General features: G+C 51.0%; 20 protein-coding genes. 16 read left to right on the forward strand and 4 right to left on the reverse strand.

The window, feature by feature from the left end; genetic code table 11:
* Nucleotides 1-2: 2 nt before the first annotated feature.
* The 5 genes from A3848_RS05355 to A3848_RS32795 all read left to right on the forward strand — a co-directional run bounded on the left by A3848_RS05355 (nucleotide 3) and on the right by A3848_RS32795 (nucleotide 2,755).
* Nucleotides 3-1,226, forward strand: coding sequence for a Ger(x)C family spore germination protein (locus A3848_RS05355; protein WP_074083931.1), 1,224 nt, complete (start codon nucleotides 3-5; stop codon nucleotides 1,224-1,226).
* A 5-nt stretch (nucleotides 1,227-1,231) separates the two neighbouring features.
* Complete coding sequence (locus A3848_RS05360; protein ID WP_074083932.1) at nucleotides 1,232-1,462, forward strand: hypothetical protein; 231 nt, start codon at nucleotides 1,232-1,234, stop codon at nucleotides 1,460-1,462.
* 56 nt (nucleotides 1,463-1,518) lie between these two features.
* The gene (locus tag A3848_RS05365) at nucleotides 1,519-2,100 is read left to right on the forward strand and encodes a TetR/AcrR family transcriptional regulator (RefSeq protein WP_074083933.1); all 582 of its coding nucleotides are present in this window, start codon (nucleotides 1,519-1,521) and stop codon (nucleotides 2,098-2,100) included.
* Between the two features lie 20 nt (nucleotides 2,101-2,120).
* Nucleotides 2,121-2,543, forward strand: a complete 423-nt coding sequence (locus A3848_RS05370) for a GNAT family N-acetyltransferase (protein WP_074083934.1) — start codon at nucleotides 2,121-2,123, stop codon at nucleotides 2,541-2,543.
* Nucleotides 2,544-2,626: 83 nt separating this feature from the next.
* Nucleotides 2,627-2,755, forward strand: a complete 129-nt coding sequence (locus A3848_RS32795; protein WP_256701716.1) for a hypothetical protein — start codon at nucleotides 2,627-2,629, stop codon at nucleotides 2,753-2,755.
* Nucleotides 2,756-2,867: 112 nt separating this feature from the next.
* Here the strand turns inward: A3848_RS32795 and A3848_RS05375 are convergent, their stop codons facing one another.
* Nucleotides 2,868-3,161, reverse strand: a complete 294-nt coding sequence (locus A3848_RS05375) for a phosphatidylinositol kinase (protein WP_074083935.1) — start codon at nucleotides 3,159-3,161, stop codon at nucleotides 2,868-2,870.
* Between the two features lie 181 nt (nucleotides 3,162-3,342).
* Here A3848_RS05375 and A3848_RS05380 point away from each other — a divergent pair, with 181 nt between their 5' ends.
* The 4 genes from A3848_RS05380 to A3848_RS05395 all read left to right on the forward strand — a co-directional run bounded on the left by A3848_RS05380 (nucleotide 3,343) and on the right by A3848_RS05395 (nucleotide 7,164).
* Nucleotides 3,343-4,281 (forward strand): aldo/keto reductase family protein, encoded by a 939-nt coding sequence (locus A3848_RS05380; protein WP_074084054.1) that lies wholly within the window; start codon nucleotides 3,343-3,345, stop codon nucleotides 4,279-4,281.
* Between the two features lie 18 nt (nucleotides 4,282-4,299).
* Complete coding sequence (locus A3848_RS05385; RefSeq protein ID WP_074083936.1) at nucleotides 4,300-5,322, forward strand: SDR family oxidoreductase; 1,023 nt, start codon at nucleotides 4,300-4,302, stop codon at nucleotides 5,320-5,322.
* Between the two features lie 66 nt (nucleotides 5,323-5,388).
* Nucleotides 5,389-6,048, forward strand: a complete 660-nt coding sequence (locus A3848_RS05390) for a class I SAM-dependent methyltransferase (RefSeq protein ID WP_074083937.1) — start codon at nucleotides 5,389-5,391, stop codon at nucleotides 6,046-6,048.
* Nucleotides 6,049-6,171: 123 nt separating this feature from the next.
* Nucleotides 6,172-7,164 carry a CapA family protein gene (locus tag A3848_RS05395; protein ID WP_425270599.1) on the forward strand — a complete coding sequence of 331 codons (993 nt, stop codon included), beginning with the start codon at nucleotides 6,172-6,174 and terminating at the stop codon, nucleotides 7,162-7,164.
* A 438-nt stretch (nucleotides 7,165-7,602) separates the two neighbouring features.
* On the opposite strand, the gene A3848_RS05400 is transcribed toward A3848_RS05395, so the two are convergent.
* Nucleotides 7,603-8,472 (reverse strand): AraC family transcriptional regulator, encoded by an 870-nt coding sequence (locus tag A3848_RS05400; protein WP_083606786.1) that lies wholly within the window; start codon nucleotides 8,470-8,472, stop codon nucleotides 7,603-7,605.
* A gap of 109 nt (nucleotides 8,473-8,581) precedes the next feature.
* Between A3848_RS05400 and galA the strand changes: the two genes are divergently transcribed.
* The 7 genes from galA (at nucleotide 8,582) to A3848_RS05435 (ending at nucleotide 20,642) form a co-directional block, all read left to right on the forward strand.
* Nucleotides 8,582-10,960 (forward strand): beta-galactosidase GalA, encoded by a 2,379-nt coding sequence (gene galA, locus A3848_RS05405; RefSeq protein ID WP_074083939.1) that lies wholly within the window; start codon nucleotides 8,582-8,584, stop codon nucleotides 10,958-10,960.
* Between the two features lie 142 nt (nucleotides 10,961-11,102).
* On the forward strand, nucleotides 11,103-12,872 hold the full coding sequence (locus tag A3848_RS05410; RefSeq protein ID WP_256702166.1) for a sensor histidine kinase: 1,770 nt from the start codon (nucleotides 11,103-11,105) through the stop codon (nucleotides 12,870-12,872).
* Nucleotides 12,873-12,909: 37 nt separating this feature from the next.
* Entirely contained in the window at nucleotides 12,910-14,481 is a 1,572-nt protein-coding gene (locus A3848_RS05415) for a response regulator (RefSeq protein ID WP_074083941.1), read from the forward strand.
* A gap of 184 nt (nucleotides 14,482-14,665) precedes the next feature.
* On the forward strand, nucleotides 14,666-15,592 hold the full coding sequence (locus A3848_RS05420; RefSeq protein WP_074083942.1) for an ABC transporter permease: 927 nt from the start codon (nucleotides 14,666-14,668) through the stop codon (nucleotides 15,590-15,592).
* Nucleotides 15,593-15,609: 17 nt separating this feature from the next.
* Entirely contained in the window at nucleotides 15,610-16,533 is a 924-nt protein-coding gene (locus tag A3848_RS05425; protein ID WP_083609612.1) for a carbohydrate ABC transporter permease, read from the forward strand.
* A 68-nt stretch (nucleotides 16,534-16,601) separates the two neighbouring features.
* Nucleotides 16,602-18,182, forward strand: coding sequence for an ABC transporter substrate-binding protein (locus tag A3848_RS05430; RefSeq protein ID WP_074083943.1), 1,581 nt, complete (start codon nucleotides 16,602-16,604; stop codon nucleotides 18,180-18,182).
* Between the two features lie 99 nt (nucleotides 18,183-18,281).
* Nucleotides 18,282-20,642, forward strand: a complete 2,361-nt coding sequence (locus tag A3848_RS05435; RefSeq protein ID WP_074083944.1) for a beta-galactosidase — start codon at nucleotides 18,282-18,284, stop codon at nucleotides 20,640-20,642.
* A 210-nt stretch (nucleotides 20,643-20,852) separates the two neighbouring features.
* Here A3848_RS05435 and A3848_RS05440 read toward each other — a convergent pair whose 3' ends face one another.
* A complete protein-coding gene (locus A3848_RS05440; RefSeq protein WP_074083945.1) occupies nucleotides 20,853-21,689 on the reverse strand; it encodes a carbohydrate ABC transporter permease in 837 nt (278 codons plus the stop codon).
* Entirely contained in the window at nucleotides 21,689-22,579 is an 891-nt protein-coding gene (locus A3848_RS05445) for a carbohydrate ABC transporter permease (RefSeq protein WP_074083946.1), read from the reverse strand. Before A3848_RS05445 ends, A3848_RS05440 begins: the two co-directional genes overlap by 1 nt.
* Nucleotides 22,580-22,640 lie beyond the last annotated feature (61 nt).

Genomic DNA, 22,640 nt, shown 5'->3' on the forward strand with positions numbered 1-22,640 from the left:
TTATGGACCCTAAAAAAGGTAGAACTTTTTCTTTGCTGCTGTTTGCTCTTCTCGGACCCCTGCTGCTCAGCGGCTGCTGGGAAAGAAAGGAGTTGAATGAAATGGCTTTTATACTGGCGATGGGGCTGGACAAGGCTGAATCCGGCTACAAGGTCACCATGCAGGAGGTTATTCCTTCTGCGATTTCCTCACAGACGGTTGGAGGATCAGGAGGCGGCGGGGTGCCAGTGGTTGTATCCAGCTTCACAGTACCGACCATTTATGAAGCAGACCGAAAGCACAGTCTTATCAGTTCGAGATCAGGCTACAAAGGGCATATCCGCGTACTGGTGATCGGAGAGGAACTCGCCCGGGCAGGTATTGCCGAAACACTTGATGTGCTGAACAGAAGCCGGGAACCGCGAAATGATTACTATGTTATGGTCGCGAAAGGTACTACCGCAGAAGAGGTCCTGAAGGTTCTTACCCCGCTGGACAAAATACCGGCGAATAAATTGTTTAGTGCCATGGACAAAGCCTATAAGGAATCCGCGAAGACCGTCGCTGTCCCGCTGTACCAATTTATTGAAGACATGATCTATGAGGGAGTAAATCCGGTATTGGCCGGCGTCGAGGTGTCTGGCAGTGCTAATGAGGGTAGCAAGAAAAGCAATCTCGATGAGAGTACCCCAAAAACCATATTGCGTTACCACAGTGTAGCTGTATTCAAGAGGGACAAGATGATCGGGTGGTTAAGCGATAATGAGGCGATTGGCTATAATTACATCACTAACAAAGTTGTCAAATCCTCGGGGCCAATACCAGGAGACGATGGCCGGCCGATTGTTATTGAGGCGCTGCACACATCCACGAAACGTAAAGTAAAAGTAATCGGCGGCGAGCCGCATATCTACATTCATGTAAAAGCGGAGTGCAACATTGAAGAGGTGGAGAGCCGAGATAATCTGGAGTCGGAGAAGGTAATCACAAAGCTGGTGAAGAAAACGGAAGAGCGGATTATCTCGCGGATGAAATCTGCTGTTGAGCAGATCAATGAGGATTACAATGCGGATATCATGGGCTTTGGCCAGCTGATCTACCGTGCTAAACCGAAGGTCTGGGCCAGACTGCGGCAGCAAAAGGGAGACGATTACCTGAAGTCGCTGCCTATTCATTACAGTGCCAGCGTTTCGATTACCCGGATCGGCGTTACGGACAAGTCTTTTATTGGTGATATCAAGGAGTGAGCGTAATGATGTTGCTGTTCTTTCTGGTGATTGCGGCAGGCTGTGTTGTCATCGATCTCCCTTTGCTGAAGCAGAAAGGCAGACCCCGTGACCGTCTGGTCTGGGTGCTGTTCTGGATCCTTGGCATTGCTGCGGTCTACTGTTCGTTATACAAAATCAAAGTCCCCAGCCCGCTGTATCTGGTAATGTTCATTTATAAACCGGTTAACAGCTTTTTTGAGATGTGGTTTCATTGACAAAAAAGAAGGAGCATGTGATAATTGCCTGACGGTTGTCAGGGAGGTGAGTCATTATGACTGCTAATGCTATTTTGCAAGCCGCTATAGCACAATTTGCCGAAAAAGGCTTTGAGGGTGCATCACTGGCTGGGATTGCCCAGGCTGTTGGCATTAAAAAACAGTCCATTGCAACCTATTTTCCTAAAAAAGAAGATTTGTTTCTAGCAGCTTTTCAGGAAATGGCCCGGCACTATATTGAGTTTTTGGACCAGTTGTTCAAGGGCATTCCGGGTACACCTGTGGAGGCGAGGCTGCGCGGGATTGTGTACCGGACCTACTATTATAGGGTGGAGCATCCCACACTGACCTCTTTTTACAAAAGAAGTGTTCAATTTCCGGCGCCTTTCTTTCAGGAGATGCTGGAGCAGCAGATATCAATGATGGAGAAGCAGTCCTCCGCCTTTTACCGGGCTATTTTTGAGGAAGGCATGAATACCGGACAGATTCGGCGGCAGCACACGGAAAGTCTGCTATCGGCTTATTATTGTTTGCAGGATGGGATTTCCATGCAGATGTTTTTTTACAATCACGAAGAATTCGAGCGGCGCTTGAAGGATATCTGGGAGATTTTCTGGGCGGGCATTAAGCAAACGTGAAGAAGGAGTGGATTGAGAATATGCGGGTAGACCGGGTTGTCACCGAAGAAGGGCTGCAGGAAGCTTTTAGGATTAGGCGGGAAGTGTTTGTGGAGGAGCAGGGTGTGCCGCTGGCCGATGAATTTGATCAACATGAGCAGGCTGCTCAGCATATATTGATCTATCAGGAAGAGACAGCTGTGGGAACAGCCAGACTCCGGAATGTAGACGGTTGGGCCAAGCTGGAACGGATCTGTCTCCTTGCCCCATACCGCAAAAGCGGTCTGGGTTCTGTTCTTATCGCAACACTGGAGAAAATGGCGGCGGAACAGGGGCTTCGGCAAGCCAAGCTGCATGGCCAGAAGCAGGCCGAAGGCTTTTATCAGAAGCTGGGGTATGAGACGGGTTCACCCGTTTTCATGGAAGATGGAATCCCTCATGTGCTTATGGTTAAGAACTTATAATAGAAAGAATTGTACATGAATGCGGTATTGCTGCTGTTTGATACCTTACAGGAACTCAGAATCTGACCGATGCCAGCCAAACTATGGATGAGAAGAACCTGATTATCCAGGGAACGAATACCGGGAAGCAGGAAGAATGGTCGCTAATCGGCGGGCCATTGACCTCGCAGAAGGGTGTTATTGAACTTACGCTGAACTGGTCGGAGCTGTAGAATAGGACAAGTAGAGTGACGAAAGGGCGCGCCGGTACTCCATTGGCGCGCCGTTTTTGAGTTGGCTGTTTATACTCGTATAACCTATACAGAAGCTATGCCCGCTGCATCATTAGATGAAAAATGGAAGCAGGAACAATGCGGTGATGGCACCAAAAGGTACGCGTCTCGGATAAAAGCGGCGGCGTGGATAGAAGCCCGGGTAGTATCCAAATTGTCTGTAAGTAGACGCATTGGCAGGCATTCCGTTCATTTGTCCCATCATTTCGTTCGAAGGAATGGCCAGTGTAACATAGTCCTGATCAATATGAGCAATAAACCCGTCAAAATTCTGTCCGTCAGTAGTAGTGATACCGACGTATTTATTCATGCAGTTCCAAGCGAGTTGCTGATAGTTTGTATCCATGGATAGCCTCCTCAAATCATATCTCGACAACAGTCTATGGACTGTAACCTATTGTGATCACGGCATATGCCCATAACTCAAAAATATTGGGAGCTATATATTCCATACAAACTATTTTAAAATGGATATGAAGCGCTATTTAGCCGGACAAGAGCCGGATATCGAGAGGAGCATGTACAAGATGAAATACCGCAGATTGGGTGGAACCGGACTTAAGGTGAGTGAGATCAGCTTGGGAAGCTGGCTGACCTATGGGGGTTATGTAGAGCGGGACAATGCTGTTAAAGCTATTGAGACCGCTTACGGTTTGGGCGTTAATTTTTTTGATACGGCAAATGTGTATGAGAAAGGCGCGGCCGAAAAGGTGCTGGGTGAAACGCTGCGCGGTTTTCCCCGTGAATCCTACGTGCTGGCTACCAAAGTGTTCGGTGTCATGGGAGACGGGCCCAATGACCGCGGCTTGTCCCGCAAGCACATTACAGAGCAGTGCCATGCCAGTCTGAAACGGCTGGGAGAAGATTACGTGGATCTGCTGTACTGCCACCGTTATGATCCGGAGACACCTATTGAGGAAACGCTGCGCGCGCTGGATGATCTGGTCCGTCAGGGCAAGGTACTCTATGTGGGTGTAAGTGAATGGACGGCCGCACAAATGGCGGAAGCACTGGCCGTTGCCGACCGTTATCTGCTGGACCACATCGTGGTCAATCAGCCGGTCTACAATATGTTCGAACGTTATATCGAAAAAGAGATAATTCCGCTGGGGCTGCGTAAGGGCATCGGACAGGTCGTGTTCTCCCCGCTGGCCCAAGGCCTGTTGACCGGAAAATACAGCTCGGTCTCCGACATTCCGGAGGACAGCCGCGCGGCGAAGCTGGACTGGATGCGTAAGGGGATTACCGAGGAGAAGATTGCCAAGGTCCGCGAACTGGGTGCAATCGCCGCTGAGCTGAATATTTCTGTCGGCAATCTGGCCCTGGCCTGGATTCTGCGGCAGCCGAATGTCGCGAGCGCCCTGGTAGGCGCCAGCCGACCAGAGCAGGTGGAAGAGAATGTGCAGGCTTCCGGCATCGAACTATCCGATGATGTTCTGACAGCGATTGAAGCCATAATCAGCTAAGGAAAAGGAGGGTGACCGGTGAAGGTACTATTTATCGGCGGTACAGGACTAATCAGCGAGGCGGTCTCCAAGCTGGCAGTAGAGCGGGGCATAGAGCTGTATCTGTTCAACCGCGGCCAGCGGGACGAATTCGTACCGGAGGGGGCTAAAGTGATTCAAGGCGATATCCGCCATCCGCAGGAAGCCGCTGAGGTACTGGACAGCTATGAGTTCGACGTGGTGGTGGACTGGATCGCTTTTACTCCTGAGCATGTACAGAATGATATACAACTGTTCACAGGCAAGACGAAGCAGTATATCTTTATCAGCTCCGCTTCAGCTTATCAGAAGCCGCAGCAGAATTATCTGATCACCGAGGAGACCCCGCTTGCGAATCCTTATTGGCAGTATTCACGCGACAAAATCGCTTGTGAGCAGCTACTGCTGAAAGCCTATACAAATAGCGGTTTTCCAGCTACTATCGTCCGTCCCTCCCATACTTACGGGGTAACGGCGATACCGGCAGCCCTAACTAGCTGGGCGCATCCCTGGTCGCTGGTCGACCGAATCCGCAAAGGTCTGCCGGTCGTGATTCATGGAGATGGAACATCGCTGTGGACCCTGACCCATAACACAGATTTCGCCAAGGGCTTTGTCGGCCTGCTGGGGCAACCGGGAACGATCGGAGAAGCGGTTCATATTACTTCCGATGAGTCGCTGAACTGGAACCAGATCTATGCGGCTATCGGGAAGGCGGCTGGACATGAACCACAGGTTGTGCATATTTCCACCGATTTTATCACGGCCTTTACCCCGCCGGGAACAGCAGATGGACTGATCGGTGACCAGGCGGTGAGCAGTGTATTCGACAACAGCAAAATTAAGCGATTGGTGCCGGAATTTGCCGCAACCGTTCCTTTTGCCGAAGGCATCAAGCGGTCTGTGGAATGGTTCGAACAGCATCCGGAGCTGTGCACCATCGACACTGAATGGGGTACTATGGTGGATAACCTGATTGCGAAGCATGGTGTTGAAGCGAAGCCGCTCTCCTTTTACGTATGATGGCATGAAACGGGGATTCCTGAATATACTCTCACTACCGAATTTCCTCTAAAGGAGTCCTGGCCTATGCCTACACATCCGTATGTTTCCCGTTTTTTTGTCAATGCCGATGCCCGCCGCGATAAGCTTGTTTACGATTTGCCGGAATCCTGGTGGAGCCGGCCCTATGAATATGAATGGTGCACGAATTTCGTTTCCCCGCATGATGTGGTGCTGGATGCCGCCTGCGGGATCTCCCATCCGCTCAAGTTCTATCTTGCCAGTTACAGTGCGGAGGTTCATGCCTGTGACATGGATGCAAGAATTCTGTCCAGAGATGCCATCATGGAAGAAATTTCAGGCGATATCGGGGAGGAAGCGGCACTGCTGGCGGGAGCAGCGCGGACGAACCGCCTCCACCTGGCCCAGGCCAATCTGACTTCACTGCCTTATGAGAACGAGTTCTTTGATACGATCTTCTGCATCTCGGTTCTGGAGCACCTCTCTTTGGAGGATTCTGTACGAGCCGTTAGGGAATTTCACCGCACGTTGAATGAAGAGGGTCTGCTGGTATTAACTTTTGACTATCCGACCGTAAATCTTTTGCGGATAAATGAAGTGCTGCTGCAGGCCGGATTTGAGTACTGGGGGGAGACGGATTTCAAGCTTCCGGCGGATGCCGTGCGTACGGAGCAGTGGGGCGGGCTGAGCTGTTTTCGGGCCGTGCTTAAAAAGGCGAGACTCTAGGATCTACCCTTTATTTGGATATCCCTCTTTTAATATAGTAGAATAACGGGAGGTTAACCAATAGAGAGGGGTCAAAAGATTTTGTGCAGATTTACAGTCATCATATTAACATTAATAGTACTTTTGCTGATTCCTGCACCGGCTGTTTTCAGTCAAGCTGCTTCCGCAGATGATAAGGTTAATCTTGTTTTTGCAGGAGACATCCTGCTGGATGGTTTTGTCGGCGACCAGATCGCCAAGTACGGAGTGAACTTTCCTTTTGCCAAGGTAGCGCCTGTTCTGAAGAAAGCCGATATTGCCTTTGCCAACCTGGAGACACCGGTATCGGTGAGAGGGAAGGTAGCCGAGAAGACCTTTGCATTCCGTTCCAAGCCAACAGCTCTTGCGGGACTGAATTATGCGGGGATTGACGGTGTGACCGTTGCGAACAATCATATTCTGGATTTCGGACAGGACGCTATGCTGGATACACTCGTTCATCTCGACAAATACAAGATCGGGCATACCGGCGCAGGCAAGAACATTAATGAGGCTTTTAGACCCTTCACCCAGACGGTAAAAGGAAAAAAGATCGCCATGCTCGGTGTAAGCCGCGTGCTCTCCAGCCCTTCGTGGTATGCAGGCAAGAACCGTCCGGGCGCAGCTTCGGCCTATACGCCTGAACCGCTGATGAGCGCCATCCAGAAATCGGCCAAAGAGAATGACTACACTATTGTATACATCCACTGGAACAATGAGTTCAAGGATTACCCTGAGAATTACGCCCGCAAGCTCGCGAAGCAGATGATCGACAGCGGTGCGGATATCATTATTGGTGCTCATAGCCACTGCCTGATGGGGATTGAATACTACAAGCACAAGCCGATCTATTATTCGCTGGGTAATTTTGTGTTCAACCGTTCAACACGCGGCGGTGACAAGACACTTCACTCTATGCTGGTTAACTTTGAGATCAGTGACAGCGGTGTAAACGGCAGAATCACTCCGGTCAAGATCATCGGCGGACAGCCCAATTTTATGGGGGAAGCCTATAACAAAGATACGATCAATCGGATGAACCAGCTCTCGTTCAATGCCCGTGTAGCGGCGAATGGAGCGGTTAGCGAAAAGCTCTGAGCCGAAGAGTTGAACCGAAGAGCTGAACCGAAGAGCTGAACCGAAGAGCTGAACCAAACACTACTGAACAGAACAGAATATCCGCCCCAAAGCCCGAGCGATTAGCTGGATCATCGCTTGGGCTTTTTTTGCTGCTTAAGAGATCAGAGGTACAAGTACCTCTGAATTCCGCGCAGGCAGGCAATATGGGGAAGTGTGAGGTAGAAATACCTTTGAATTCGGCGCAGACAGGCAATATGGGGAAATGTGAGGTATAAGTACCTTTGAATTCGGCACAGACAGGCAATATGGGGAAATGTGGGGTACAAGTACCTTTGAATTCGGCACAGACAGGCAATATGGGGAAATGTGAGGTAGAAATACCTCTGAATTCGGCGAAGCAGGCATTATGGGGAAAGGAATGGTTGGGCAATCATTCAAGTTGCATCAGGCACCAATCTAAAAGTCTTGGTTTGTGTTAAAGTCAGCCTTACTCGATAGATTCCCCCGGTACATTCCCGGTGCTGTCCCGTAAGCCTTCTTGAAGGCACGGATAAAATAATTGGGCTCCAGCCCCAGGCGGCCGGCGATTTCTTTGATGGGCATGTCCGGATGCTCCTCCATCCACCTCACGGCTTGATTCAGACGCAGGCCCTGTAAATATGCATGTGGAGTAATGCCGTAGGCCTCACGGAAAATCCGCATGAAGTGCTGTACCGAGTATCCCACAACATGGGCTATGTTGGACATTTGCAGCGTTTCGGTGAAGTGTTCCTGCATATACCCGGCGGCGCGGCGCAATGCTTCCTGTGCAGGGCTGCTAGCCGGAAGAGAATCAGGACCAGAGGAGAGCTCAGCCATCTCCGACAGCAACAGGACAAATTCATAGAGCCTACCGGAGATATATGCGGCCCGCGCGGTTTCGGATTGATCCGCAAGCTCCCATAGCTGTTTCAGAGGGTTCATCAGGGCCTCCGCGTCTGTCAGACGGATCACTGTGCTGAAAGGCAAGCCGCAGCCGGTTACCAGTTCTTCCGCAATCCTGCCCTTGAACCCGATATACCCAATCAGCCAGGGTTCACCAGGGAGCGCATAGTATTCATGAGGCTGCCCCGTCGGCAGGATCAGCGCCTGACCGGCGCCGATAGTCAGGCTTTTCCCATCCTTGAAGCGTACCTGGCCTTTGCCTCTGAATGCGATGAAACACTGCGGCACAAGATAACCGGACGGGCGGTAGATAGGATGCTGCACATGGCAACCAATATTGTACAGGGCCAGCGGCAGCCGTGGGTTCAGATCATCCGCGCACAGGCGGAAAGGCAGAAGCATGCGTATCCCTCACCTTCAATTTGTGCTGTTTCATATTAGCATTGTGCTAACTATATTCTAATAATCTACTCTACAATGTGAATATAGTCTAGTAAGGAGGCGGTCGTTAGTGAGTGTGGCAGCAGGGAGATGCAGAAGCCGGTTTGATGAGGAGTGGAGTTTTTACAAAGGGGATATCCGCATTCCGTATGCAGTCAAGGCCGGAATGACAGGCGGGATTACCGACTGTGGTTCCTTGCAGGAGGGAGAATGGCTGGATATTGCTTTTAACGATAAAGGGATGGGCCATCAGCAGCTGGAGTGGGTGCGAGTATCGCTGCCGCATGACTGGTGTGTAGAGCAGCAGTATGTCCAGGATGCATCGCTTGGCTCGAGGGATGGCAGCCATGGCTATTTGCCGGGTGGAATCGGGTTTTACCGCAAAAGCTTCGAGCTGCCGGCAGAAGGTGCAGCGCGTAAATGGACGGTATCCTTCGACGGAGTTTCGGGCGTGAGCACCGTATGGGTCAATGGACATTTCATTGGCGAGCATCGGGGAGGATACACCGGATATTCCTATGATCTGTCCGATGTGCTTCGTTATGGCGGGGAAGGCAAGAATGTCATATTAGTCAAGGTAGACGCGCTGGAGAATGAGGGATGGTGGTATGAGGGCTGCGGCATCTACCGCCATGTGTGGCTCGAAGAGACGGACCGCCTCCATGTAGCGGAGTATGGAACCTATATCACGACACCGGATGTGGGGGAGCAGCAGGCCAGGGTGCATGTCAGCACCCGTATCTGCAATGAATATACAGAAGGCCGGGCGGTCTCGCTGCACACAGAAATATATGATGCTGCCGGCAGACAGGTAGCTGCTTCTGCGGCGCAAGCCGTTGTGGACGGGTACGGGGAGACGGAGCTTGAGCAGATTTGCACAGTGGAGCAGCCTTCGCTGTGGTCGCCGGAGTACCCGTACCTCTATAAAGCCATATCCATCCTAGAACATGAGGGAACTGTAGTGGACCGGTATGAGACATCTTTTGGCATCCGCATCATCCGGTTTGATCCGGAGCAGGGTTTTTTCCTGAATGGAGAACCGCTGCTGATCAAAGGCACCTGCAATCATCAGGATTTTGCGGGAGTGGGAGTGGCGCTGCCTGACAGTATCATTGAATATAAGCTGAAGCTGCTTAAAGAGATGGGCTCTAACAGCTACCGCAGTGCGCATCATCCGCCTACCCCTGAACTGCTGGATCTCTGTGACCGGATGGGACTACTGGTGATGGATGAGAACCGCAAGCTCGACAGCAGCCCGAATGGCATAGCCCAGCTGAAGCGGATGCTATACCGGGACCGTAATCATCCATCTGTCATGATCTGGAATCTGGAGAATGAGGAGGTTCTGGAAGGCACCGTAACCGGCAGACGTATTCTGAAGACGCTCGCGGATACCGTCCGCCGGATTGATCCAACACGCCCGACCTCAGCGGCTATGAATCATGGCTGGTATGAGAATGGATACAATGAGGTTGTTGATATTACAGGCTATAATTACGGACACCGGGATCATCTGGATATCCGGGACCATGAGCTGCATCCGGAGCATCCTATGATCGGCAGTGAATGCGCGAGCTATACGGTTACCAGGGGCATCTACGCGGATGATCCGGTGCGCGGCTATTGCTCCGAATACGGCACGAATATTCCTTCGTGGGGCTGCACCCCGCAGCAGGCGTGGAGCGATGCTCTGAACAACCGTTTTCTTACCGGGGTATTTATGTGGACCGGGTTCGACTACCGCGGAGAGCCCACCCCTTACCTGTGGCCATGTGTGAATTCCCATTTCGGGCTGATGGACACCTGCGGTTTCCCTAAGGACAGCTATTACTACATGCAGGCCGTCTGGAAGGACGAGCCTATGGTTCATCTGCTGCCGCATTGGAATTGGCCGGGTTCTGAGGGACAGCCGGTAGAAGTGAGGGTGTTCTCCAATACCGCTACAGTTGAACTGATTCTGAATGGCAGAAGTCTGGGTGAACAGCAGGTTGACCGGGCAGGGTATTTGTCATGGGAAGTCATCTATGAACCCGGAGAGTTAAAAGCGCTTGGAACACGCGATGGCCGGATCGTCGCTGAGAAAGCGGTGGTTACGGCAGGCCAGCCGCATCAGATCTGCCTGTACCCTGACCGGACTGAGGTTGGAGCAGACGGCTCGGATACGATTCCGGTCCGCGTGGCTGTAGTGGATGACAGGGGGCATATTGTTCCAACCGCAGACCCTGAAATCCGCTTCGAAGTGGAAGGTGCCGGAATTCTTCTTGGGGTAGGCAACGGCAATCCCAGCAGCCATGAGCCGGATAAGGCACCCGTCCGCCGGGCATTCAATGGCTGGTGCCTGGCCTTGATCCAGTCTACCGCCGAAGCAGGTCCGATTACCGTGCGGGCAGTATCAACAGAACTTGCACCGGCAGAAGTAGTATTACATGCATTAACGGCTCTAAAATAGAAAGAAACCAGCGACGGAAGGAATTCCGGCGCTTTTGCTGTGTTTCTCGACTGAAACGGATGCCGCCTCCTTCAGAGGACGGCGAAGCCATTTCTTCTGATGCCTATTTATTTCTGGGGATGGGGACGTTAATATAGACATATTGAAATCCATACAAAAGGATGTTCTGCAACTGATGCCCAAGCTGAAGAAATATATGCCCTTCACCTATAAAATGATGGTTCCCTATCTGCTGCTGGTTCTTTTGACCGATGTAACGATCGGCTATATCTCTTATTCCATGCTTACTGATTCACGGACGGAGATGGCCGAGTCGAACATCCGGACGGGAATGGAGCAGTCAAGGAACAATATCCGCTACCAAATGGATGAAATTCAGCGAATGTCGGACAACCTGTTTGGCAGCCAGCCGTTTCAGCGCGCTCTTGAGCTCAAAGGTACGCCGTTTGATATCTATCTCGCCATGATCGACCAGATTGTTCCGCAGATCACCGCTCCGCTGCAGCTGTTCGGGAACAAGATCCGCTTCATGCTCTATACGCCGAACAGTGATCTGAACATTGTATCCGGTGACAATCTGAACGAGCCGATCTTAGACAGTGATTATTATATTCTGCCGCTTAAGGATATCGCTGATAGCGAGTGGTACAAGTCCCTCAAAGATTCGAAACGGGACAATCTCTGGCTGCAGATTGATACGGACCAGAAGCTGGGCAATATTTCGCATGTCCGCAGACTGGTCAACTTCAGCGATTATAAAACAGTGATCGGCTATGTTCGGATCACCGTATCCCTTGAGGATCTGTTCGGGGGCTTTGACACCTTCCCGCTGGAGGAGGGAATTACCCTCCGGCTTGTGGAAGAGACCACCGGCGATATTCTGTTCCAGCGCGGAACGGCGAATTATGATGAACCGGGCAGCAATTTCCTGAGTCTGCATGAAAAGATCCCCGGCAGCAGCTTCGTTATCGAATCTCTGGTGCCCTATACGTATTTGACAAAGGATGCCGGCAGGCTGCGCCGTGTGATTTTTGCAGTATGTGCACTCAGCTTCCTGGTGATGACATTGATTGGCTATGTGGTGGCACGGCTGTCCGGACGCAAGATGAGCCGGATCGTGGGACTGGTGCGGTCCTTCCAGGAAGGGAACTTCCAGAAGCGTATCCGCTTCTCGGGCAATGATGAATTTGTACAGATTGCGGATTCCTTCAATGTGATGGCAACCAATATCCAGGAGCTGATCAACAGCGTGTATGTGCAGGGCATCCAAAAGAAGCAAGCGGAACTGGAAGCGCTGCAGGCGCAGATCAATCCGCATTTTTTGTATAATACACTTTCAACGATAAGCAGCCTGGCAAATCTCGGGGAGATTGACAAAGTCACAGGGATGGTACAGGGACTCTCGCGCTTTTACCGGTTAACGTTGAATCAGGGTAATGTCTATATTGAACTGGAGAAGGAACTGGAGCAGGTCGCTACGTACCTTGAAATCCAGCGGGTCAAATATGCGGATGCGTTCACGGTATATGTGGATGTAGACGAGGAAATTCTGCACATGCAGGTTATCAAGCTGGTACTGCAGCCTTTTGTTGAGAATATCTTCAAGCATGCTTGGTTTGGGGAGACGATAGCGATTCGTCTGACCGGGCGGCGGATAGGCAGTAATCTTGAACTGAAAATCATCGACAATGGAATTGGCATGCGCCCTGCGGACATCAAACGAATGATGCAAGGACCGAGCCAGGCCGGGGGCTATGGAGTGAAGAACGTGAATGAGCGGATCAAGCTTAGATACGGGGACAACTACGGAGTGACCATTGCGAGCTATTATGGCGCAGGCACAACGGTTCAACTGCTGCTTCCCGCCGGGATGAAGGACAACGAGGAACAGGATGTAGAATTTGCCCCATAATTTGCAGCTTGTACTGACACAGGAGGAACATTAAGATATGAGCATTAACGTATTGCTGGTGGACGACGAAGCCATTGATCTGGAGTGGATGCGCCGAAGAGTGCTGACCAGCGGATTGAATATTACCGTAGTGGGCACCGCGAGCAGCGGCTTTAATGCGCTGAAAATTATGGAGGAAGTACAGGTCGATATTATTTTATCTGACATCCGGATGCCGATTATGACTGGTACTGAATTTGCGCGCAAGGCCAAGGCGCTGAGTCCTAAGACCAAAATTGTGTTCATCAGCGGACATGAGGATTTCAGTTATGCCAAGGAGGCGATTGAGATCAATGCCTCGGGATATCTGCTGAAGCCTGTTCAAGATAAGGACCTGTACGAAATGCTGCGGACACTTTGCACCAACATGGAGCAGGAAAGAGAGCAGGACCGCTCCTTCACCGAAGCCTTGTCCCTGGTGAACAAGGAGCTGCTTCTGCGCTGGTTCGATGAGGCCTCGCCTGAGCCAGCAGAGCCGCATCTGCGGAGTCTCCTCAATCCCTTGCTGCAGAAAGGCGCAGCGGCGGCGGTTGTGGAGATCGATGATCTGGAGTGGAAAATGCGTGATTGGTCCGAGGAAGACACCCGGAGCATTACGCGGCAAATTGCCGAGGTGATTAAAGCCTTTGCCGAGGATGCTAAGCTGGGCATCTGGATTGCTGTCCATCATACCCGGTTTGTCATTCTGTCTTCACTCCCCCAGGACAGCTTTCTGAGTCTGCTGGAGGAATTGATCCGCAAAGTAGCAGATTCATCCCCCTGCACGGTAACTGTAGGTGTAGGACAGTATGCCGCAGAAGAGGCAGGATTGCACGGGTCCTATCAGCAAGCGCAGGCGGCGCTGAGTGCGAAGTGGCTGCTGGGCAAGAACCGCCTGATTCGAGACACCATACAATCTTCACCAAGGGGAACACCCGGCGGGCAAATTGAACAAACGGTAGATCAGCTGCTGGAGGCCATCATCCAGTATGATCTCGTAGCGATAGATGATCATCTGATGGTTTTGTTCACGAAGGACCTTCCCGGCGCCGGAAGGAAGGAGGTCTATGAGCTGATCATCCGCATTACCTCTAAGCTTCATGCCGACCTTCAGCAGCAGAACGAGAATCTGTACGAGCTGCTGCAATGGGAATCCCATCAGCCGGATATCCTGTTCCAGTTCGAGACCATCCATGATATCCTCTCCTGGATGCGGCGCAGATTCTTCGAGCTATCGGAGCTGCTGTACGTGAAGCGGCAGCGGCAGAAGCGCAAGCTGATTGATGAGATTATGCGCTATGTGGAGGAGAATCTGGAGAAGAAGATTACATTAAAAGAGGTGGCGGCCCATTTCGACTTCACTCCTAATTATTTGGGCTATCTGTTCAAGGAGGAATATGGGCTTCCCTTCAGTGAATACGTGAATGAACGCAAGACGAACCGGGTATCCGAGCTGCTTAGCGATCCGACTCTCAAGATATATGAGATCGCCGAACGCATGGGCTACAAGAACATTATCTATTTCAACCGGCAGTTTAAGCAGATCACGGGCATGACGCCGGGTGAGTACCGCAAAAAGCATAAAATATAACCGCAAAAACGTTGCCCCGGCCGTTTTCAGACCCCGGGCAACGTTTTTTCATTTTTAGAAAAGCAACGGTTTCAACCGATCGTTGAAAAAGTATTACTTTTAGTTGATGGGCTGAATCCACACCAGGTAAGCGGTTCTCTATAATAAAGCTATAGAGAAAAGTGACATGGAAAGGGGATTCGAGATGAAACAGAAACAACACGGATTCTGGGATGATGTCAAGAAGTACAAAGCTTTGCTACTTATGCTGACTCCTGCGGTATTGTTCTTCCTGTTATTCGCTTACGTGCCCATGGCGGGTATTGTACTGGCGTTTAAGCAATTTAACTACACGGGTGGTGTCTTCGGCAGCCCGTGGAACGGACTGGATAACTTTAAATTCTTCTTTGGCTCTGGTGACGCCTGGCGTGTAACCCGAAACACGGCGCTGTACAATATTGCATTTATCGTTGTGAACAACGTGCTTCAAATTTTTGCGGGCATCCTGCTGTTTGAGGTCGCCGGCAAATGGTTCCGGAAAATTACCCAAACGATGCTATTCCTGCCTTACTTCATTTCTTGGGTTGTGGTTGGAGCCATCGCATACAACCTGTTCAACTTCGATGTGGGTACCGTGAACGTATTGCTGAAGGGTCTCGGTATGCAGCCGGTGGACATTTACAATACTGCCTCTTATTGGCCGGTTATTCTCGTGGTTGTGTCTGCCTGGAAGACACTGGGGTATGGAACGATCATGTATCTGGCGGCGATCACAGGCATTGATACAGAAATGTACGAAGCAGCCGAAATTGATGGTGCGAATATTTTCCAGCGGATTATGAAGATTACGGTTCCGAACCTGATGCCTACAGTGATCATTCTGGTTCTGCTGGCTATCGGCAACATCTTCCGGGGTGACTTCGGGATGTTCTACAACATGGTCGGTAACAACGGGCTGCTGTTCTCGTCCACGGACGTTATTGATACCTTCGTCTTCCGGTCGCTCACAACCTCGAATGAGATTGGAATGTCCGCTGCGGCAGGCTTCTATCAATCCCTGCTCGGTTTTGTAACGATCATGCTGGCCAACTATGCTGTACGCAAATACGATAAAGACCGTGCCCTATTCTAAGAAAAGGAGGTAATGCCATGAGTACTACTGCAAAGATTCAAACCACAAAGGTGCGCAAGCGTGTTAATACGGACCGTCTGCTATTGTCGATTATCGGATATGTGTCACTTACCTTGCTTGCAATATTCTGTATCTTTCCCTTCATTCTGGTGGTGTCCTCCTCTCTTAGCGAGGAGAGTACGATTATCGAGAAAGGCTTCCAGCTAATCCCGACTGATTTTTCCACAGATGCCTACAGCCTGCTGTTTAAGTATCCGGCTGATATGCTCAGAGCTTACGGCGTAACGATCTCTGTAACCTTAATCGGCACCTTGTTCGGACTGTTCCTGACTTCAATGACAGCTTACGTGCTGTCGCGGAGAGATTTTAAATGGCGTGGACGCTTCTCATTTTTCTTCTTCTTCACCACATTGTTCAGCGGGGGTCTGGTGCCCTGGTATCTGATGATCGTCAACTACCTGCATCTGAAAGACACGCTGCTCGTACTGATTCTGCCCATGATGATGAATGTATTCTACATTATCGTAATGAAGTCGTTCATGAGCAGCATCCCGGATGCCATTACGGAATCTGCCAAAATTGACGGAGCGGGTGACTTCCGGATTTTCATGCAGCTGATAGTGCCTTTGTCCAAGCCTGCGCTGGCGACCATCGGCCTGTTCATCGCACTGGCCTACTGGAATGACTGGTATAATGCATTGCTCTTTATTTCCAAGTCCGAGCTTATGCCGCTGCAATATTATCTCTACAAAATGCTGGGTAACATGGATGGCATGCGTAAGGCCATGATGGCTTCGGGTGCGGTAGTAAATTCCGATCTGCCTACAGAAAGCTTGAAGATGGCCATGACGATTGTAGCTACAGGACCTATCCTGCTTGCTTATCCATTCATTCAAAAGTATTTTGTGCAAGGGCTCACTGTTGGTGCTGTCAAAGGATAATTCCGGGGCAACCCGGTTATCAATACAATATAAACCCAATACTAATTCATTAGGGGGCACTATCTGCCATGACAAACAAGAAAAAGAAACTTACAGTTACGCTGGCAACGATGATGACACTGGGTACAATCCTCAGTGCATGCGGAGGCGGCAACAACAACAATACAGCTGCGGAAGCCACAAACGCCGGAGCAAAAGCTACAGAAGGGGCAGCCACGAATTCCGGCGCTCCTGACACTTCCAAAGAGGTCAAGCTCAAAATGCTTCTGATAGGCGGCCAGCCTGGCGATTACGACAAGGTATTCGGAGAGCTCAACACCAAATTGAAAGAAAAAATCAATGCCACGGTTGAAACAGAATTCCTGGACTGGTCGGACTGGACCCAGAAGTACCCGCTGAAATTCGCAGCGAATGAGGATTTTGACCTCGTGTATACAGCGAACTGGGCCTTCTATAACGATCAGGCACTCAAAGGCGGGTTTCTGGAGCTGACGGATGATATGCTGTCCAAATATATGCCAAAAACCTGGGAAGCGATGCCTAAAGTGAACTGGGAACAAGCGAAAGTGGACGGCAAGCTATACATGGTTCCGAACAATAATGTGGAAGTTACCGACAAAGTTGTCCTGTATCGTGAAGACCTGCGCAAGAAATACAATCTTCCGGCAATCAACAGTCCTGAAACCTATGCCAATTACTTGAAAACGATTGCTAAGAATGAAAAAGGCATGAATGCGTTCGGAGCAAAACCTGCCGATGGCTGGAAGTTCCATGAGTTGGATCAAATTCTGCTGGAGCAGAACAACAACTTCAACCTGGTGGATGCGAACCTGCTGCCACTGGCTTACAAGCTGGATGATGCAACCGGCAAAGTATTCGACATTTATGACACTCCAGAATTCACATCATTGCTGAAATACTATAAAGATCTGGCCGACAATGGTGCATGGTCCAAAAACGTAGTGAGTAACAAAAATGATGTATGGCAGGATGTCAAAGCAGAGAAGGTTTCCTCTTATGCCCACAACCTGGGTACTGTAGCAGCTAACCTTGCTGAAATGCGCCGTGACAAACCGGATGTGGAGCTGGCCATTGCCGACCTTACTCCAGATAAGAAGAAAATTGCTGCCATCGCAACCCAGAACGGGATGTCCATTCATGCGACCTCGAAGAACGCTGAACGTTCCCTGATGCTGATTGATCTGCTGCAGAATGACAAGGAAATCCACGATCTGACGATGTACGGTATTGCCGGAACCAACTATGTTCCTCAGGGCGATGACAAGTTCACTGCCGGCCCTGCGGCTGCGAATTACACAGGCTTCTCGAACTGGGGCTGGAATTCCCCGCTGAACCGTCAAGATGCGGCTTATCCGAAAGAAGCTGACGATATGTTCAACACTTGGCAGTCAAGCGTGTACCACTTCCCGCTGGAAACCTTTGTCTTCGACTCCGCAAAAGTGAAGAACGAAGTGGCGAATATCGGAAACGTAATGCTGCGCTACGCTATTCCATTGGAATATGGTTTGATTGATGATATCGATAAAGGCCGGGCTGACCTGATCAAGCAGTTGAAAGCCGCTGGTATTGACAAGGTTCAGACGGAAATGCAAGCCCAAATCGATGCTTTCCTGGCTGCAAAAAAATAATAGCTGAATAAGAGTGAAGCTTATGTAACGGCTTCCGGGCTGCTCCAAAGCATTTGCTTTGGGGCAGCCCTTATTTATATAGAAAAGGAGCTGCAAAATATGAGTTATACCATTCATGCGGGCATTGCCCCGAAAGACATTTATCCGGCGACCTTACGGCTGGGCGGAACCCATCCGCAGGGAGATCACATCAGCTTCACCAACTACTATATGGAACTGAACGGCAAGCCGTATTTTGCCATCTGCGGCGAATTCCATTATTCCCGTTACCCGGAAGACTGCTGGGAGACGGAGATCCGTAAGATGAAAAGTTCCGGAATCAATATTGTGGCTACCTACATCTTCTGGAATCATCATGAGGAAATCGAAGGGGTCTTCGAGTGGCAGGGCAACCGTAATGTGCGGAAATTCGTGGAGCTGTGCGCACAGAATGGAATATATGTCATCCTGCGCGTGGGTCCCTTCTGCCATGGGGAAGTCCGCAACGGCGGGCTGCCGGACTGGCTGTTCGGGCGTTCCTTCGATGTGCGTTCCAACGATGAAGGTTATCTGCATTATGTCCACAGGCTGTTCCATGAGATTGGAATACAGGTCGCAGGGCAGATGTTCAAAGACGGAGGGCCGGTGGTTGGCATTCAGCTGGAGAACGAATTCAATGCTGCTGCCGCCTTGTGGGAATTGACTGCGAAGCAAGGGGATGAATACCTGAGCGGCGGACTTGGCGGCGAAGCCGGCTCCGAGCATATGCGTCTGCTTAAGCAGTATGCAGAGGAGGCAGGAATGGTTGCGCCTTTCTATACCAGTACAGGCTGGGGCGCTGCGCCATTTTTGGAGGATGAGGTGCTACCGCTGTACGGCGGCTATGCCTATACGCCGTGGAGCATCAGCGAGCAGAATCCTGACCAGAAGCCGACACCGGAGTATGTATTTGTGAATTATCATAATGAAGCTGCTGAGACGGGTGAATTCAATCCTCCCTATCCCAAGACTAAATATCCGTTTGCCTGCTGTGAAATGGGCGGAGGGATGCAGACCTGGTATCTGTCGCGGTTCCAGGTGGAGCCGGAAAGTGTGATGGCAATGAGCCTGATGAAGATTGGGGGCGGGTGCAATTTTGTCGGCTATTATATGTTCCATGGCGGTACGAATCCAATAGGGAAAACGGGCTACCTGAATGAGAGCACCACGCCAAGAATCACGTATGATTTCCAGGCACCGATCGGAGAGTTCGGGCAGATCCGGGATTCGGGCCATCTGCTGCGGCCATTGCATTATTTCCTGCACCGGTTCGGGGAACGGCTTGCGCCAATGGCCACCGTCCTGCCGGATGGTGCGGAGACCATTACTCCTGAAGACGCACATACGCTGCGGTATGCCGTCCGCACAGACGGCAAAGCCGGGTTCCTGTTCGTGAACAACTATCAGGATCATGTAGTGATGGATACGCATGAGGGTGTCCGGTTCGCCATTCTGCTGGCTGACGAATCCATTGAATTCCCAAGAAAAAGCTCGCTAACCGTCCGCAAAAACGCGTCGTTCATCTTTCCCTTCAACTTTGCACTGGACGGACTGAACCTGCGCTTTGCTACAGCCCAGCCGGTGACGCGGGTGGAGTCTGCGGAAGCGTCTACTTACTTTTTCTCGATGCCGGAGGGTGTGGACGGGGAGTTTCTGATTGATGCACATGCGGCCATTACCGGCATATCAGCAGACACCGGAACGGTCGAAAAGGGTGCGGGGAATGAGTACTCGGTTCTTATTCCGCATGACCGCCCGGGAATGATCCGGATTATACAGGACGGAGCCCGGGAGATCCGGATATACGCCATGAATGCCAGAGAAGCCGCCATGCTGTGGGAGATGGAGGATGAAGGGCAGCAGCGGATTATTTTCTCGGAGGTTCCGCCTGTACAGACGCAGGATGGCATTGAATTCTTCAGCAGCGGCCAGAGCAGCTTCTCCTTCCGGGAATATGCCGGCGGTCCGGCGGCGCCTGCCCGGTGGACAACGGCGCACGCCGCCTGCTCGATTGCGCAGCATAGAGGGGAGTGGTTCCACAGCTTCGATCTGGAACTCCCGGCCAAGGAGATCCGGCTGGGTATCCACCGGATTCATGACCACAAAATCGCGCTTCAACTTGCTCCGGACCTCCTGGAGGGTGTGGAAGAGGTGCTGTTAAGCATCGATTACACCGGTAATGTCGGCTATGCCTTTGCGGCCGGCCAACTCTTCCACGATCATTTCTATAACGGCGCGCCATGGGAGATCGGCTTGTCCCGCTTCAGGGATACGCTGAGAAGCGGAGAGATCATCCTCGAGACTACACCGCTACGTAAGGGGGTCACGACTGTGGCGGCAGATGCCGCGATGGCGGTCGAGAAGCAGTTTACCGGGGAAGCGACCGCTGTGTTCCACAGCATTACAGCGATTCCGGTGTACCGGGTGGCACTACGGAAATAGGCGGACGTTAGAGTGGGTCAATTTTCTGCTATGCAGTAGTAGGCCAGCCTGATTCGCCCCATTCTAAGCCCGGCGGCATGAAATAAAGTCATCTGTGTCCGCTTCAACCACTCATCAAGCAAAAAAGAACCACAAAAGCCCCGCCCAAGCAGATTTCTCTGTTGGGCGGGGCTTTTGTCTGTCAGCAGCAGCTTCCAGGTTGAATCCGAATCAGCCTTTCACGGCTCCGGCTACAACGCCTTTGACGATATACTTTTGCAGGAAGATGAACACGATGATGGAAGGCAGTACGGCCATTACCATCGCTGTCATCGCATACTGCCAGTCCGAGGTATATTGTCCAACGAAGGTGTAGGCAGCGAGCGTCAGGGTCTTTGTATCCGGTGAACCATTGACCATCAGGAGCGGGAGCAGGAAGTCATTCCAGATCCACATCACGTCAATGATGACGATGGTTGTCGTTACGGATTTCAGCAGCGGGAAAATGACACTGAAGAACAGCCGGAAGCTGGAGGCTCCGTCGATTGTGGCGCTCTCATCGATTTCCAGCGGAATTCCTTTTACAAAACCATGATAGATGAACACAGCCAGCGGTGCGCCGAATCCCCAGTACAGCAGTCCCAGTCCCCAGGTGCTCTCAGAGAGGTTCAGGTTCTTGGCGGTTTGCAGCACGGTTAGCATGATGGACTGGAAAGGGATCAGCATCGGCATGATACATAGGAAGTAGATGATTCCGCTCAGTCTGGATTTGGTCCGTGCCAGCTTATAAGCGGCAATGGATGAGACGAATACGATGCCTAGCAGACCAAGGCCGGTAATCACGAAGTTATTCAGGAACAATCTCGGATAGTTGATAAACTTCCAGACATACGAGTAGTTGCTGAGCGTCAGATGCTTCGGAAGTGCGATTACGTCGGTCATGACCTCACTGAAGTTTTTTAACGAGTTGATAATGGTCAGGAACAGCGGATACAGGAACAGAAGAGAGAGGATAACCAGAACCACTTCGAGAATGATCCGGCCTGCTCTATTGTTGTTTGTTTTCATTATGCCTCAACCTCTCTTCGTTTGAAGACTGTCAGCTGGATGATCGTAACGACCAGTACAGCCAAGAACAGGATAAGCGCTTTCGCTGTTCCGTATCCGTACAGATTATTCTGGAAGGTATCCCGGTAAATATCGTAAGCGATACTGTAGGTAGTTCCTCCGGGACCGCCGCCGGTCAGCGACAGAATCACATCGAACACCTTGATCGAGTTCGTCAGCGCCATAAATACTGAAATCGTTATGGATGGAGCGAGCAGCGGCAGTGTGATGCTGAAGAATCTTCTCATGGCGCCTGCACCGTCAACTGTGGCTGCTTCCTTAAGATCCTCAGGGACAGACTGTAGACCAGCGATATATATTACCAGGTAGAACCCGATGGACTGCCAGATTGAAACGCCCAGAATCGAGATAAATGCCAGCCCCGGCGTTCCCAGCCAGCTCAGTCCGAAGATCGACCAGCCTGTACTGTCACCCAGCGAGTTGAAGCCCTGCATGAAGATGAATTTCCAGATGAAGCCGACGATAACAAGGCTGAGAATGTAAGGGATGAAGAAGGCCGCTCTCAGCCATGAGGTGGACTTCAGCTTCATATCGAGCAGTACGGCCAGCAGTATCGCCAAGACATTGACGATTACGATATAGAGCACTGCATATTTGATCGTGAACCAGGCCGCATTGGAAAAGTTAGTATCGCCGGAGAAGATCATTTTGAAATTGTCCAGGCCGACGAATTTGGGATGTTTGGATATTCCGTTCCATTTCGTCATGGAATACCGGATGGTCATGACAAATGGAATGTAGAACGCAACAGCGATACAGATTAGAACGGGGAGTGTGAACAGCCCAAAGTCTAATTTCTCGCGCCATCTTCTGCCGAGTGTTTTTAACATGGAAGCACCTCTTCTTGATTTATAGGGTGGGAGTCTTGTACTGGCTTGCCACACATAACCA

The organism is Paenibacillus sp. P32E (assembly GCF_001909085.1).
In the GTDB taxonomy this organism is placed as follows: Bacteria; Bacillota; Bacilli; order Paenibacillales; family Paenibacillaceae; genus Paenibacillus_AQ; species Paenibacillus_AQ helianthi.

What these genes read in the sequence shown, in the direction of transcription:
- A3848_RS05355 (WP_074083931.1), top strand. Translation starts at nt 3, where the DNA reads ATGGACCCTAAAAAAGGTAGAACTTTTTCTTTGCTGCTGTTTGCTCTT.
- A3848_RS05360 (WP_074083932.1), top strand. Translation starts at nt 1,232, where the DNA reads ATGATGTTGCTGTTCTTTCTGGTGATTGCGGCAGGCTGTGTTGTCATC.
- A3848_RS05365 (WP_074083933.1), top strand. Translation starts at nt 1,519, where the DNA reads ATGACTGCTAATGCTATTTTGCAAGCCGCTATAGCACAATTTGCCGAA.
- A3848_RS05370 (WP_074083934.1), top strand. Translation starts at nt 2,121, where the DNA reads ATGCGGGTAGACCGGGTTGTCACCGAAGAAGGGCTGCAGGAAGCTTTT.
- A3848_RS32795 (WP_256701716.1), top strand. Translation starts at nt 2,627, where the DNA reads ATGGATGAGAAGAACCTGATTATCCAGGGAACGAATACCGGGAAGCAG.
- A3848_RS05375 (WP_074083935.1), bottom strand. Translation starts at nt 3,161, where the DNA reads ATGGATACAAACTATCAGCAACTCGCTTGGAACTGCATGAATAAATAC.
- A3848_RS05380 (WP_074084054.1), top strand. Translation starts at nt 3,343, where the DNA reads ATGAAATACCGCAGATTGGGTGGAACCGGACTTAAGGTGAGTGAGATC.
- A3848_RS05390 (WP_074083937.1), top strand. Translation starts at nt 5,389, where the DNA reads ATGCCTACACATCCGTATGTTTCCCGTTTTTTTGTCAATGCCGATGCC.
- A3848_RS05400 (WP_083606786.1), bottom strand. Translation starts at nt 8,472, where the DNA reads ATGCTTCTGCCTTTCCGCCTGTGCGCGGATGATCTGAACCCACGGCTG.
- A3848_RS05415 (WP_074083941.1), top strand. Translation starts at nt 12,910, where the DNA reads ATGAGCATTAACGTATTGCTGGTGGACGACGAAGCCATTGATCTGGAG.
- A3848_RS05420 (WP_074083942.1), top strand. Translation starts at nt 14,666, where the DNA reads ATGAAACAGAAACAACACGGATTCTGGGATGATGTCAAGAAGTACAAA.
- A3848_RS05425 (WP_083609612.1), top strand. Translation starts at nt 15,610, where the DNA reads ATGAGTACTACTGCAAAGATTCAAACCACAAAGGTGCGCAAGCGTGTT.
- A3848_RS05430 (WP_074083943.1), top strand. Translation starts at nt 16,602, where the DNA reads ATGACAAACAAGAAAAAGAAACTTACAGTTACGCTGGCAACGATGATG.
- A3848_RS05435 (WP_074083944.1), top strand. Translation starts at nt 18,282, where the DNA reads ATGAGTTATACCATTCATGCGGGCATTGCCCCGAAAGACATTTATCCG.
- A3848_RS05440 (WP_074083945.1), bottom strand. Translation starts at nt 21,689, where the DNA reads ATGAAAACAAACAACAATAGAGCAGGCCGGATCATTCTCGAAGTGGTT.
- A3848_RS05445 (WP_074083946.1), bottom strand. Translation starts at nt 22,579, where the DNA reads ATGTTAAAAACACTCGGCAGAAGATGGCGCGAGAAATTAGACTTTGGG.